We start from the raw sequence: 13860 nt of genomic DNA, 5'->3' as shown, positions 1-13860 counted from the left end.
TTTTTTTATTCTATTTAAAATTAAAAAAGCCACTTTTTTCAAAGTGGCTTTTCGAAAATTTTGGTTAAACTAACTAACTCTTAAAATAATAATTTGATACCAAAATTTACATCCATAGAATTGAAACCTAAAGACGTTGTGCCTACTGCATCTCCTTCATCTGGAGAAATTGCATTATAACCAAACTGTCCAAAAGTTGCTTCTAAAGTTAATACGTTAGATACAAAAAAGTCAACACCTGGTCTTAAATTAAAACCATAACCAGTTGCTCCATCATAAAAAGTTAATGGTACATCTGCTTGACCAAAAATGTAAAATTTCTCATTAATATTCCAGTATTTTCTTGCTAAAGGCATTACTGTTACTGCATCTACAGCATCTGCATCTGCTACTTTTACAGAACTATAACCTACACCTAAACCAACTGTAACAGAAGGAGAAACAAATGTTCCTACTACAGGCATAATTCCAAAAGTACTTGTATCTGATGCTTCATCATCATTAAACTCTAGTTGTCCTAATGCCCACCAAGCACCTTTTAATCCTTGGTTATCTTCTTGAGCAGATACTTTAAATGATATTAATAAAATTAATGCTAATGGTAATAATAATTTTTTCATGTCGTAATATTTATTTTAGTTACTGACACAAATTTATAGCAGTCTTAGAGCTTAAAAACTGACTTTTATCATGCTTTTCAAAAGTTTTTACTTCATCTTAAAAATGAACATCCATTAGATTATTATTCTGTGTAAAATTTCTATAACTTTATATCATAATATTTATTTACATGAATTCTTTAAACACATATATAGACCACACACTTCTTAAAGCAACAGCAACAGAGCAAGATATTATTAACCTATGCGACGAAGCAAAAAAGCACAAATTTTTCTCCGTTTGTGTTAATAGTTGCTATGTTAGTTTAGCTAAAAGCCAATTAAACAACTCAGATGTTAAAGTATGTAGCGTTATAGGTTTTCCGTTAGGCGCTATGAGTACAAAAGCAAAAGTTGAAGAAACCAAACAAGCCCTAAAAGATGGCGCAGATGAAATTGATATGGTAATTAACATTGGTTTTTTAAAAAGTAAAAATTTTGATGCCGTTTGGCAAGACATAGAAGCTGTAAAACAAGTTATGCCAAATAACATACTAAAAGTCATTTTAGAAACTTGTTATTTAGAAGAAATTGAAATTATAAAAGCTAGTGAGTTAGCCATTAACTCTGGAGCAGATTTTATTAAAACATCTACCGGTTTTGGTACTGGTGGCGCAACAATACATGACGTCGAAATAATGAAAAGTGTTGCCCAAAAATGCAATGTAAAAATTAAAGCTTCAGGTGGAATTAGGGATACCGAAACCGCAAAAGCCTATATAGACGCTGGCGCAGAACGTATTGGCACTTCTAACGGAATTGCAATTGTAACTGGGCAAAAAGCCGAAGAAGGTAATTATTAATCACAACTCTAAATACTTTAGACACTTTAGTCACTTTAGTCACTTTAAATACTTTTAACTAAAAAATGAGCGTACATATTGAAGCCAAAAAAGGCGAAATAGCAGAAACCATATTACTTCCAGGTGATCCTTTACGTGCCAAATGGATTGCAGAAACTTTTCTTGAAAACCCAGTTTGCTTTAACCGTGTAAGAAACATGTTTGGTTACACAGGTACATATAAAGGCAATAAAATATCTGTGATGGGAACAGGTATGGGCGTACCTAGTATTTCTATTTACGCACACGAGCTTATTACAGAATACGGCGTTAAAAATCTAATAAGAGTTGGTAGCGCTGGATCCTATCAAGAACATGTAAAAATTAGAGACATTGTTATTGCTATGGCGGCATCTTCTAACTCTGGATTAAACGAATTGCGTTTTGGTGGCGCAGATTATGCACCTACAGCTAATTTTGAATTATTTGAAAAAGCTGTTAATGTAGCTAGAGCCAAAAATATTCCTATTAAAGCAGGAAACATTTTTACTAGTGACGAGTTTTATGCAGACGATTTTGAATCGTACAAAAAATGGTCAAAATTCGGGTTACTTTGTGTTGAAATGGAAACTGCAGGCTTATATACTGTTGCTGCAAAACACAAGGTTAATGCGCTTACAATCTTAACCATTTCAGATTCTTTAGTTACAGGTGAAAGAACAACTAGCGAAGAACGCGAAACTACCTTTTCTGAAATGATTGAAATTGCTTTAGAACTAGCCTAAATAAACCATGAAACATTTTTTATTCTTATTAATAACATTAACTTTTTTTTCTTGTCAACAAACATCAGAATCAAAAGAAAAAAATGCTGTTAAAAACACTACTTATTATTTTATAAGACACGCAGAAAAAGATCGTTCTGATCCATCAAATAAAAATCCTAATTTAACTATTGATGGTCACAAAAGAGCTAAAAAATGGAGTGACGTTTTTAAGCACGTTACATTTGACAAAATATATTCAACAGATTATAATAGAACTATACAAACAGCTCAACCAACTGCCAATAAACAAAATATTCCTATTCAGTTTTATAAGCCTAATGACTTGTACAGTAAAGAGTTTATTAATAATACTAAAGGAAAAACCGTTTTAGTGGTTGGACACAGTAATACAACTCCTTCGTTTGTCAATAAAGTTTTAAATGAAGAAAAATATCAGAATATAAACGACTCTGTTAACGGAAACCTTTATATAGTTACCATAAAAAATCAATCTAAAACAGATTATTTGTTAAGCATTCAATAATATAATTAGTAACTTTGCCTTAATGCAAAAGAAAATAAACATACTTAATAAAAAGGCTAAATTTCAATATGAAATTTTAGACAAATACACTGCTGGAATTGTCCTAACTGGTACCGAAATTAAATCCATTAGAGACAGTAAAGCCTCTATTGCCGAAAGTTTTTGCGAGTTTAATGACCGAGGCGAATTATTTGTAATCAATATGACTATACAAGAGTATGTTTTTGGTAATTACTACAACCACAAACCTAAAGCAGAGCGTAAATTATTACTTAACAGACGTGAGCTTAAAAAATTAGAAAAAGAGGTCAATACGTCTGGTTTAACCATTATACCGCTACGCTTATTTATTAATGAAAGAGGTCTTGCTAAGCTAGACATAGCCTTAGCTAAAGGTAAAAAGCTTTACGATAAAAGAGAAACTATAAAAGACCGTGATAACAAGCGTAATCTAGATCGTATCAAGAAAATTTATAATTAATTTAAGACACTGATTTTTAAATTGTTTCTCAAAAAAAATTAAGTTTGGTTTTTATATAGGCAACCATTAAGGTAAAAATTGCGTCTATACTATAAAACCAACATAATGAAAAAATCTTTACTTCTATTACTTCTATTATTTTGTATTAAACTTTCTGCACAAGTTGTAGGAACTGTAACGTCTAAAGAAAACAAACCACTTGCGGTAGTCAATATTTTTGTTGAAAACACACGTAAAGGCACAACTACAAACAACGACGGTTATTACCAATTAGATATTAAAAACACAGGAAATTATACTATAGTGTTTCAATATTTAGGATTTAAAACACTAAAAAAAACTGTGACTATAAACAGTTTTCCTTTTACGTTAGATGCTGTTTTAGAAGAAGAAGATATTAGTTTAGATGAAGTTTTGCTTGATGCAAAAGAAGATCCTGCAATACAAATTATTAGAAACACAATCGCCAAAAGAAAAGAAAACCTAGAAAAATATAATACCTATACCGCAGATTTTTACTCCAGAGGTTTATTACAACTTAAAGATGCACCAGAAAAGATTTTTGGTCAAGAAATTGGCGATCTTGAAGGTAGCTTAGACTCGACCAGAAGTGGTATTATTTATCTTTCTGAAACCATTTCTAAACTAGAAAAATTATCGCCAAAACCTTTAAAAGAAACCATTACAGCTTCTAAAGTTAGTGGTAATAGCAATGGTTTTAGCTTTAATAATGCAACAGATGTCGACTTTAATTTTTACGAAAACACGATAAGTCTTGAAACAGAAATCGTCTCTCCAATTGCAGACTTTGCCTTTAATTATTACAATTTCAAGTTAGTTGGTACGTTTTATGACGATTCAGGACATTTAGTTAATAAAATTGAAGTTTTGCCAAAGCGTAAAAACGACAAAACCTTTGATGGTTTCATTTACATTGTAGAAGATCAATGGAGTTTATTTGGTTTAGAACTTAATATTACTGGACAACAAGCGCAAATTGCACCTGTAGATTTGTTCACAATAAATCAGTCCTTTTCATATTTTGAAGACGAAAACGTTTGGGGAAAAATTTCTCAAATTTTCGATTTCACCTTCGGTTTTATGGGCTTTAACGGTAGCGGACGCTTTACCGCAGTATACAGCGACTATGATTTTAATCCTAACTTAGATAAGAACAATTTCTCGCGCGAGATTCTTTCATTTAAAGACAACGCCAACAAAAAAGACAGCTTATATTGGCAAGAAAAACGACCTGTACCACTTACAGATGCAGAGGTTAAAGACTACATTAAAAAAGATAGCATACAATTGGTTAGAGAATCTCAGCCTTACTTAGATTCGGTAGATCAAGCAGAAAACAAATTTAAACTTGGTGATATTTTAGGCGGTTACACGTATAAAAATTCGTTTAAAAAGAAACGTTTTTCAATTTCATCTCCAATTTCAGCAATTCAATTTAATACTGTTCAAGGTTGGAACGGAACAGTAATCGCAAATTATACTAAACGCTATAAAGACAGCGAAAAATATTTCAACATAAAATCTGATGTTAATTATGGTTTTGCAGACGATAGATTACGAGGTACCGGTACTATAAACTATAGATTCAACAATAAAAATCGTGCATTTGTATCACTTTCTGGTGGTAGTAAAGTAGAGCAATTTAATCCTAGTTTAACTAGTTTACCTTTATTAAATACATCGTATTCTTTATGGTTTGAAAAAAACTATTTAAAGCTTTACGACCGTAGTTTTGTACAAGCAAATTATAGTCAAGAATTAGTCAATGGGCTTCACTTCTACTCTAATTTAAGTTACAATAACCGAAAATCGATTTTCAATACTACAGATCAAGCTTGGTACCCAAAAGCAGACAGAGAATACACTAGTAACAATCCAGTAAATCCTACTGCTTATGGTATTTCTTCTTTTGCAAACCATCATATTTATAAGTTAAATTTAAACACGCGTATTAATTTTGGTCAAAACTATTTAAGTTACCCTAACGGAAAATATAACATCCCAAATAGTAAAATTCCAACGCTATTTTTAGGTTACGAAAAAGGGTTTGGCAGTAGCATTAGCAACTACAATTTTGATTTGTTTAAAGCGCAATTATACCAAAACGTTAACTTAAGTAACAAAGGAGATTTAACTTACTTTTTAAAAGCTGGTGTATTTAATAACGCAGATAATATTGCGTTTATAGATTACCATCACTTTAACGGTAACCAAACCAATATTGTTATGGATGGCAATTATATTAACAGCTTTAAAATCTTACCGTATTACGATTTAAGCACCAATAATAACTATGCCGAAATCCATACAGAGCATAATTTTAAAGGCTATATTTTAAACAAAATCCCTTTAATAAATAAACTTAACTACAATTTAGTATTAGGCTACAACGCTGCATTAACTAAAGAAAACAAGCCTTACAACGAGTTCTCAATAGGTTTAAGTAACTTAGGTTGGGGAAAAGTTAGATTTTTACGTGTAGATTATGTGCGCGCTTATTCAGGAAGCGGATTGGTTAATGATACCTTTTTGTTTGGGTTTAGTTTTTAAGTAAAACTTACGCTGTAAATCTAGATTTGATTTTAAATAAAAAATCAATTAACTTCGTTTAACAATCGATAGCGCGAATTGGAAACTCGCTTTATCTTTTCATTAAACGAACCTTCCAATAAACTATTAAAACCCTAATTCTTATCCTCCAATAGCGGTACAAATCTAAACTCGCCAAACTCAGTTTTTTCAAAATCGGTTTGACCTTTTCTAACAAAAAGCGTCATGGTTTGTACGTTATCTCCAACAGGGATTACTAAACGACCATCAATTTTAAGTTGCGCTAACAATGGTTTTGGCACAAATGGCGCGCCAGCAGTTACAATAATACTATCAAAAGGTGCTTCTTCTACCAATCCTTTGTAGCCATCACCAAAAATTAACTTTTTAGCACGATAGCCTATTTTTGGTAAAAAACGACTGGTTAGTTTAAATAATTCGTGTTGTCTTTCTATACTATACACTTTGGCGCCAAGCTCGCATAAAACAGCAGTTTGATAACCGCTACCTGTACCAATTTCTAAGACTTTATCGCCACGTTTTACTTGCATTAATTCGGTTTGAAATGCTACCGTATAAGGCTGCGATATGGTTTGATCTGCCGCAATAGGAAACGCCTTATCTTGATACGCATGATCCAAAAAACTAGAATCCATAAATAAGTGTCTTGGTATCTTACCAATAGCATCTAAAACATCGTTATTAGTAATTCCTTTTGCTTTTAAAACTGCTACTAGTTTCTGTCTTAATCCTTTATGTTTAAACGTATCTTTCAAAATATGGGCTAGTTTAGAAGGCTAAAATTACTTTAAAATTTTAAAGCTCAAAATAAAAATTTTCAATTTATAAATTCTTCTTAAATCAAAGATTTAATTATCAAATTCATTTAAAAAACTGTTTAAAAAACTTATTTTTGTTAAAAACAGAATAATCTATGCTTAAAGCTGGTGTATTAGGTGCTGGTCACCTTGGAAAAATTCATTTAAGACTACTTAAACAATCAGAAAAATTTGAATTAGTAGGTTTTTACGATGCAGACCAAGAAAATGGTAAAAAAGTAGAAGCTGAATTTGGCTACAAATATTTTGATACTATAGAACAATTAATAGACGCAGTAGATGTTGTAGATATTGTTACACCAACATTATCGCACTTTGACTGCGCTAGACAAGCCATTAAAAAAGGCAAACATATCTTTATTGAAAAACCAATTACTAACACTGTGCAAGAAGCCGAAGCTATTAGAACTTTGGTTGCAGAACATGGTGTAAAAGGTCAAGTTGGTCATGTAGAGCGTTTTAATCCTGCATTTACAGCAGTAAAAGACCAATTAGATAGCCCAATGTTTATTGAGGCACATCGATTAGCCGAATTTAATCCGCGTGGTACAGACGTACCTGTAGTTTTAGACTTGATGATTCACGATATAGACGTTATTTTAAGCGTAGTAAAATCTAAAGTTAAAAACGTATCTGCAAGTGGTGTTTCGGTAATTAGTGACACGCCAGATATTGCAAACGCGCGTATCGAGTTTGTTAACGGTTGCGTAGCCAATATTACAGCAAGCCGAATTTCACTTAAAAACATGCGTAAAACACGTTTTTTCCAGCGTGATGCATACATTTCTGTAGACTTTTTAGAAAAGAAATGTGAAGTCGTAAAAATGAAAGACGCACCAGAACAACCTGGAGATTTTGATATGATTTTACAAAATGCCGAAGGTATTAAAAAGCAAATCTATTTTGACAATCCAGAAATTTCGGCTAACAACGCCATTTTAGACGAGCTGGAAAGTTTTGCCAACGCCATAAACACCAATACGACACCAGTTGTAACGTTACACGATGGTACAGAAGCTTTACGTGTAGCCACAATGATTATCGATCAATTTTAAACTAATTTATAATTTAAAAATTTCGCTTTCGCGGAAATAAAATTCAACATACAAACATGAAACATGTAGCAGTTATTGGCGCAGGAACAATGGGTAACGGTATTGCCCATACCTTTGCCCAATCAGGATTTAAAGTTAATTTAATAGACATTAGCGATGCTTCTTTAAAAAGAGGTATGGATACCATTGCAAAAAATTTAGATCGCATGGTCGCTAAAGAAAAAATTACAGAAGCTGATAAAGCTGAAACTTTAGCAAACATTACCACATTTACAACTACAGAAGATGGCGTTAAAAATGTAGGTTTAGTTGTAGAAGCAGCTACCGAAAATGTAGACTTAAAACTTAAAATCTTTAAGCAATTAAGTGATGTTTGTCCAGAAGAAACCATCTTAGCTACAAACACATCTTCTATTTCTATCACACAGATTGCTGCAGTAACCAACAGACCAGACAAAGTCATTGGTATGCATTTTATGAATCCTGTACCAATCATGAAATTAGTAGAAATTATTAGAGGTTACAACACGACAGATGAGGTTACAAATACGATTATGGAATTATCTAAAACCTTAGGTAAAGTTCCTGTAGAAGTTAATGATTATCCAGGTTTTGTTGCCAATCGTATTTTAATGCCAATGATTAACGAGTCTATCGAAACGTTATACAATGGTGTTGCTGGTGTTAATGAAATTGATACTGTAATGAAGTTAGGTATGGCGCATCCAATGGGACCATTACAATTAGCAGATTTTATTGGTCTTGATGTATGTTTATCTATCTTAGAAGTGATGTACAACGGATTTAAAAACCCTAAATATGCACCTTGCCCATTATTAGTAAATATGGTTCGTGCAGGAAAATTAGGTGTAAAATCTGGTGAAGGTTTTTACGATTATTCAGAAAATAGAAAAGCTGAAAACGTTTCAAAACAATTTAGTTAATTAAATAATAATCAGACAATAAGGTAAAATCAACTAAAGTTGATATTTACCTTATTTTGTTTTTGTTTATGAGTAAAATTTTACCATTTAAAGCTGTAAGACCAACAAGAGACAAAGTAAGTCTAGTTGCTTCAAGATCGTATCAAAGCTATACGCAAGCCGAACGTGAAGCAAGATTAGATTATAATCCGTTTTCTTTTTTACATATTGTTAATCCTGGTTATAAATATGATAAAGAAATTTCTGGAGAAGCTAGATACAATCTTGTAAAAAATAGGTATTTAGAGTTTAAGGAAGATGGTATTTTTATTCAAGATCAATCACCATGTTATTACATTTACAAAATTGTAGACAGAGATGATCAAGAATTTAATGGTATTGTTGCAGCTGCAAGTGTTGAAGATTACAACAATAACATTATTAAAAAACACGAAGATACCATTGCGTCTAGAGAAGTTGTTTTTAAAGATTATTTAAAAACAGTTGGGTTTAATGCAGAGCCTGTACTACTTACCTATCCTAAAAATAATACCATTAGCGCGATTATTAAGGAAAAACAAAAGGAACGTGCAGAGTTTGAGTTTACTACAACTTACCGTGATACGCATTACCTTTGGTTAATTGATAATCCCGAAGATATCAACGCTATTAGCGATGCGTTTAGCAACATAAAAACATTATATATTGCAGATGGACATCATAGATCTTCGTCTTCAAAATTACTTTGTGAAGATTTAAAATCTAACAATCTAAAACATACAGGAAATGAAACTTATAATTATTTTATGAGTTATTTAATCTGTGAAGAAGAATTAAAAATTAATCAATTTAATCGTTTGGTTAAAGATTTAAACGGATTATCCAAAGAAGAGTTTTTAATTCAACTAGATACGATGTTTAGAATAGAAAACAGAAGTATTATGCCTTATCAACCTTCTAAACAACATCATTTTAGTATGTATTTAGATGGCGAGTTTTATTCGTTGTATTTAAGAAAATCTAATTATATTTTTAATACCGCTTTAGATCAACTAGATGCGCAAATACTATACAAAACTATCTTAGAACCAATTTTAGGCATTACAGATTTAAGAAACGATAATCGCATTATGTATTTAAGCGGTAAAAAAGATATTGTAAATTTAAAAAGTATGGTAGATAGTAACACTTTTAAAGTTGGTTTTGGTATGATTCCTGCAACTATTGAGCAAATGAAACTTATCGCAGACCAAAATCTAACCATGCCACCAAAAAGCACATACATAGAACCTAAATTAAGAAGTGGCGTTACTATTTATGAGTTTTAATTCAATTTAACCTATGAGCATAAAACAAAACTTAGATACTATAAAACAAACATTACCAGATTATGTTACACTTGTAGCTGTATCCAAAACAAAACCTGTAAGCGATCTAATGGAAGCTTACAACGCTGGACAACGCATTTTTGGAGAAAACAAAATCCAAGAAATGGCAGATAAGTATCAAGAAATGCCAAAGGATATCAAGTGGCATATGATTGGTCATGTACAGCGTAATAAGGTAAAATATATGGCTGAGTTTGTAGATTTAATTCATGGTGTAGACAGTCTTAAACTACTAAAAGAAATAAACAAACAAGCCTTAAAACACGATAGAATAATTAATTGTTTACTTCAAATTAAAATTGCTGAAGAAGATAGTAAGTTTGGGATGCGCATTAAAGATGCTGAAGAATTATTGCTTTCTGAAACCGTTTCAGAATTAAAAAACATAAACATCGTTGGTCTTATGGGAATGGCAACATTTACAGATAACAAAGACCAAATTAAAGAAGAGTTTTTACGCTTAAAATCTGCTTTTGAAGATTTAAAAACAATACAAACTTCAAATTGCAACTTACAAACCATTAGTATGGGAATGAGTGGCGATTACAAATTAGCTATAGAATGCGGTAGTACAATGGTTCGCGTTGGAAGTAGTATTTTTGGCGAAAGAAATTATAATAATTAAAAACATATATTTCTATTTATACGATAGTCGACATAGAAACTACAGGCGGTAAATACAATGAAGAAGGTATTACCGAAATTGCTATTTATAAATTTGATGGACATAAAGTTGTTGATCAATTTATAAGTTTAGTCAATCCCGAAAGAGAGATTCAACCTTTTGTGGTTAATCTTACAGGGATTAATAGTAATATGCTTAAAAATGCACCTAAGTTTTATGAAGTTGCTAAACGTATCGTAGAAATTACCGAAAACACCATATTAGTAGCTCACAATGCAAAATTTGATTATCGCATACTTCGTACAGAATTTAAGCGATTAGGTTTTGATTACGAACGTGAAACCTTATGTACTGTAGAGCTTTCTAAAGATTTAATTCCAGACCAAAAAAGCTATAGTTTAGGTAAACTTGTGCGCGCTTTAGGAATACCAGTAAGCGATAGGCATCGTGCAGCAGGAGATGCAAAAGCGACGGTTAAATTATTTCAGTTATTATTAGATAAAGACACTAACAAAAACATTATACAAGAGTCCGTTAGAAAAGAGCCTAAATTTCAAATGGAACCAAGGTTAATAGATATAGTACAAGATTTACCTAGTGAGACTGGCGTGTATTACATTCATAAATCGGACGGAGAAATTATTTACATAGGTAAAAGTAAAAACATAAAAAATCGCGTTAATCAACATTTTACTTGCACAAATCCAAAGTCAAAAAAAATACAAAGTTTAGTCGCTGCAGTTACTTTTGAAAAAACAGGTAGTGAATTAGTTGCGCTTTTAAAAGAAAGTGAAGAAATTAAAAAAACAAAACCTGCTTTTAATAGAGCGTTAAGACGTAATATTTTTACGCATGCACTTTACAGCTTTACAGACCATAAAGGTTATATAAATCTAACCATTGATAAAGCCTATAAAGACAAAGCTAATATTACAACGTTTAGTAATAGACAAAGTGGTAAACACTTTTTAGAAAAAGCTATAGAAGACTATAATCTTTGCCAAAAACTTACAGGTATTTATAAAACCAACACAAGCTGTTTTAACTACGAATTAAAAAAATGTGAAGGTGCTTGTATACAACAAGAATCTGCAGAAGACTACAATAATCGCGTTAATCAATTATTAAAAAAACATAGTTACGACCAACAAAATATGGTGATTATAGATCGAGGTCGTGATGTTGACGAACGTAGTGCTATTTTAATAAAAAATGGCATTTTTAAAGGATTTGGCTTTTACAGCTTAAACTATCAAATTAATAATTTAGATATTTTAGAATCTATTATCACACCAATGGAAAATAATAGAGATCAACAACATATCATACAAAGCTATTTAAGACGTAATAAGCGTCTAAAAATCATTCAATTATAATTTTAATTGTACTTTTAATTATATGAAAGCCAACAAACAAAATAACTGGAAAGAGAAACTTCATGAAATTATTTATGAAGCAGATACACCTGCCGGAAAATTGTTTGACATTATTTTACTACTTCTAATAATTACAAGTATAATTTTAGTTATGCTTGAAAGTGTAGAAGAGTTTGCTGCAAAATATATCGATTTTTTAAATGCTGCAGAATGGGTCATAACCGTACTTTTTACTATAGAATATATTGCACGTATAACTGTAGTAACTCAGCCTAAAAAATACATTTTTAGTTTTTACGGAGTCGTAGATTTATTATCTACAATTCCTAAATATTTATCCTTTTTTATACTCGGGTCGCACTCTTTAATAGCCTTTAGAGCATTACGATTAATGCGTGTATTTAGAATTTTAAAACTAGCACGATATGTTGGTGAGTCTAATAACCTAATTAAAGCGCTTAGAGCAAGTCGTGCAAAAATAGCTGTATTTGTATTTTTTGTGCTTATAGTTTGTGTTATTCTAGGCGCTGTAATGTATATAGTAGAAAGTGGTCAAGATAGCGGCTTTACAAGCATACCAAGAAGCGTGTACTGGGCAATAGTTACACTTACAACTGTAGGTTATGGCGATATTGCTCCAGCTACTGCATTAGGACAATTAATTTCTTCAATAATAATGATTATTGGTTATGGTGTTATTGCTATTCCTACAGGAATTGTATCTGTAGAATATTCTAAAAATTATAAAGAGAACACACAAACCATAAAAAAACCAACAGTAAAACAAATAAGAACAAACACACAAACTTGCAGTAATTGTCTTGAAACAGACCATGATAACGATGCTAATTTTTGTAAAACCTGCGGTAATAACCTTCATTAATTTTGAACAATAAAAAATTTTTAATTTCTGTTGTTGGTCCTACAGCAATTGGCAAAACAGCGCTTAGCATAAAATTGGCAAATTATTTTAAGACTGAAATAATTTCGGCAGATTCTAGACAGTTTTTTAAAGAAATGAGTATTGGTACTGCTGCTCCAACAGAAGAAGAATTAACTGCTGCACCACATCATTTTATTCATCATAAATCCATTACAGAAGATTACAATGTTGGTGCTTTTGAAAAAGAAGCGCTAAAAAAAATTGAAGAGCTACATCAAAAGCATGATATAGTAATTATGGTTGGCGGCTCAGGTTTGTATGTAGATGCTGTGACAAAAGGATTAGATTATTTTCCTGATGTAGATCCAAAAATTAGAGAACAACTTAATTATACACTTGAAAAGGAAGGTTTGGAAGCGCTTCAGCTTCAGCTTAAAAATTTAGATATAGTTGCTTATAATACAATTGCTATTGATAATCCACATCGTGTTATTCGTGCTTTAGAAATTTGTATAGGAACAAACAAACCATATTCTTCGTTTTTAAATAAAGAAAAAAATAAAAGACCATTTAAAACAATTACAATTGGTCTAACAGCAGATAGAGAGATTATTTATAATCGTATTAACAAACGTGTTGATATTATGGTTGAAAATGGTTTAATTGATGAAGTTAAATCTTTAATTGAACATAAACATTTAAACGCATTAAATACGGTTGGTTACAAAGAAATCTTTAACGCTTTAGACAATACTTGGTCATTAGACTTTGCTATTTCTGAAATTAAAAAAAATAGCCGAAGATTTGCTAAACGACAATTAACTTGGTTTAAAAGAAACAACGACACACTTTGGTTTGACTATTTAGCTCCTTTAGAAAAAATTATAGCGTCGATAAAAAGTAATATGTAAGAACAAATAAAAAAGGTCAGCTAATCATTAGCTGACCTTTTTGTTGTAAATTAAAC

General features: G+C 31.3%; 14 protein-coding genes. 12 read left to right on the top strand and 2 right to left on the bottom strand.

Features of this window, described 5'->3' with window-relative positions; all coding sequences use genetic code 11:
- Positions 1–80 precede the first annotated feature (80 nt).
- The gene (locus FHS04_RS01080; RefSeq protein WP_051169803.1) at positions 81–620 is read right to left on the bottom strand and encodes a hypothetical protein; all 540 of its coding nucleotides are present in this window, start codon (positions 618–620) and stop codon (positions 81–83) included.
- A gap of 170 nt (positions 621–790) precedes the next feature.
- Here FHS04_RS01080 and deoC point away from each other — a divergent pair, with 170 nt between their 5' ends.
- From deoC to FHS04_RS01055, 5 genes are all read left to right on the top strand, one after another.
- Entirely contained in the window at positions 791–1462 is a 672-nt protein-coding gene (gene deoC / locus FHS04_RS01075; protein WP_027878777.1) for a deoxyribose-phosphate aldolase, read from the top strand.
- 65 nt (positions 1463–1527) lie between these two features.
- Entirely contained in the window at positions 1528–2226 is a 699-nt protein-coding gene (deoD, locus tag FHS04_RS01070) for a purine-nucleoside phosphorylase (RefSeq protein ID WP_106678180.1), read from the top strand.
- Positions 2227–2233: 7 nt separating this feature from the next.
- On the top strand, positions 2234–2752 hold the full coding sequence (locus tag FHS04_RS01065; RefSeq protein ID WP_106678182.1) for a SixA phosphatase family protein: 519 nt from the start codon (positions 2234–2236) through the stop codon (positions 2750–2752).
- A gap of 22 nt (positions 2753–2774) precedes the next feature.
- Positions 2775–3233 (top strand): SsrA-binding protein SmpB, encoded by a 459-nt coding sequence (gene smpB / locus FHS04_RS01060; RefSeq protein WP_027878774.1) that lies wholly within the window; start codon positions 2775–2777, stop codon positions 3231–3233.
- 105 nt (positions 3234–3338) lie between these two features.
- Positions 3339–5804, top strand: a complete 2466-nt coding sequence (locus FHS04_RS01055) for a DUF5686 and carboxypeptidase regulatory-like domain-containing protein (protein WP_106678186.1) — start codon at positions 3339–3341, stop codon at positions 5802–5804.
- A 134-nt stretch (positions 5805–5938) separates the two neighbouring features.
- On the opposite strand, the gene FHS04_RS01050 is transcribed toward FHS04_RS01055, so the two are convergent.
- Complete coding sequence (locus FHS04_RS01050) at positions 5939–6580, bottom strand: protein-L-isoaspartate(D-aspartate) O-methyltransferase (RefSeq protein ID WP_106678189.1); 642 nt, start codon at positions 6578–6580, stop codon at positions 5939–5941.
- Between the two features lie 158 nt (positions 6581–6738).
- Between FHS04_RS01050 and FHS04_RS01045 the strand changes: the two genes are divergently transcribed.
- The 7 genes from FHS04_RS01045 to miaA all read left to right on the top strand — a co-directional run bounded on the left by FHS04_RS01045 (position 6739) and on the right by miaA (position 13804).
- Positions 6739–7698, top strand: coding sequence for a Gfo/Idh/MocA family protein (locus FHS04_RS01045; protein WP_106678192.1), 960 nt, complete (start codon positions 6739–6741; stop codon positions 7696–7698).
- Positions 7699–7754: 56 nt separating this feature from the next.
- On the top strand, positions 7755–8642 hold the full coding sequence (locus FHS04_RS01040) for a 3-hydroxybutyryl-CoA dehydrogenase (RefSeq protein ID WP_106678195.1): 888 nt from the start codon (positions 7755–7757) through the stop codon (positions 8640–8642).
- 68 nt (positions 8643–8710) lie between these two features.
- Positions 8711–9949 carry a DUF1015 domain-containing protein gene (locus tag FHS04_RS01035; RefSeq protein WP_106678198.1) on the top strand — a complete coding sequence of 413 codons (1239 nt, stop codon included), beginning with the start codon at positions 8711–8713 and terminating at the stop codon, positions 9947–9949.
- Between the two features lie 13 nt (positions 9950–9962).
- Positions 9963–10634 (top strand): YggS family pyridoxal phosphate-dependent enzyme, encoded by a 672-nt coding sequence (locus FHS04_RS01030; protein WP_106678200.1) that lies wholly within the window; start codon positions 9963–9965, stop codon positions 10632–10634.
- 14 nt (positions 10635–10648) lie between these two features.
- On the top strand, positions 10649–12010 hold the full coding sequence (locus FHS04_RS01025; protein ID WP_106678202.1) for an exonuclease domain-containing protein: 1362 nt from the start codon (positions 10649–10651) through the stop codon (positions 12008–12010).
- Positions 12011–12032: 22 nt separating this feature from the next.
- On the top strand, positions 12033–12893 hold the full coding sequence (locus tag FHS04_RS01020) for an ion transporter (protein WP_106678203.1): 861 nt from the start codon (positions 12033–12035) through the stop codon (positions 12891–12893).
- Between the two features lie 2 nt (positions 12894–12895).
- Positions 12896–13804, top strand: a complete 909-nt coding sequence (gene miaA / locus FHS04_RS01015) for a tRNA (adenosine(37)-N6)-dimethylallyltransferase MiaA (protein ID WP_221184944.1) — start codon at positions 12896–12898, stop codon at positions 13802–13804.
- The last annotated feature ends 56 nt before the right edge of the window (positions 13805–13860 follow it).

This window comes from Mesoflavibacter zeaxanthinifaciens subsp. sabulilitoris (assembly GCF_014191595.1).
Lineage (GTDB): Bacteria > Bacteroidota > Bacteroidia > Flavobacteriales > Flavobacteriaceae > Mesoflavibacter > Mesoflavibacter zeaxanthinifaciens.
The sequence above is the reverse complement of the archived record's forward strand: the minus strand, read 5'-3'. Positions and strand labels throughout refer to the sequence as shown.

Bases quoted from the DNA above. Each gene is read 5' to 3' on its own strand.
- FHS04_RS01080 (WP_051169803.1), bottom strand. From the start codon at position 620: ATGAAAAAATTATTATTACCATTAGCATTAATTTTATTAATATCATTT.
- deoC (WP_027878777.1), top strand. From the start codon at position 791: ATGAATTCTTTAAACACATATATAGACCACACACTTCTTAAAGCAACA.
- deoD (WP_106678180.1), top strand. From the start codon at position 1,528: ATGAGCGTACATATTGAAGCCAAAAAAGGCGAAATAGCAGAAACCATA.
- FHS04_RS01065 (WP_106678182.1), top strand. From the start codon at position 2,234: ATGAAACATTTTTTATTCTTATTAATAACATTAACTTTTTTTTCTTGT.
- smpB (WP_027878774.1), top strand. From the start codon at position 2,775: ATGCAAAAGAAAATAAACATACTTAATAAAAAGGCTAAATTTCAATAT.
- FHS04_RS01055 (WP_106678186.1), top strand. From the start codon at position 3,339: ATGAAAAAATCTTTACTTCTATTACTTCTATTATTTTGTATTAAACTT.
- FHS04_RS01045 (WP_106678192.1), top strand. From the start codon at position 6,739: ATGCTTAAAGCTGGTGTATTAGGTGCTGGTCACCTTGGAAAAATTCAT.
- FHS04_RS01040 (WP_106678195.1), top strand. From the start codon at position 7,755: ATGAAACATGTAGCAGTTATTGGCGCAGGAACAATGGGTAACGGTATT.
- FHS04_RS01035 (WP_106678198.1), top strand. From the start codon at position 8,711: ATGAGTAAAATTTTACCATTTAAAGCTGTAAGACCAACAAGAGACAAA.
- FHS04_RS01030 (WP_106678200.1), top strand. From the start codon at position 9,963: ATGAGCATAAAACAAAACTTAGATACTATAAAACAAACATTACCAGAT.
- FHS04_RS01020 (WP_106678203.1), top strand. From the start codon at position 12,033: ATGAAAGCCAACAAACAAAATAACTGGAAAGAGAAACTTCATGAAATT.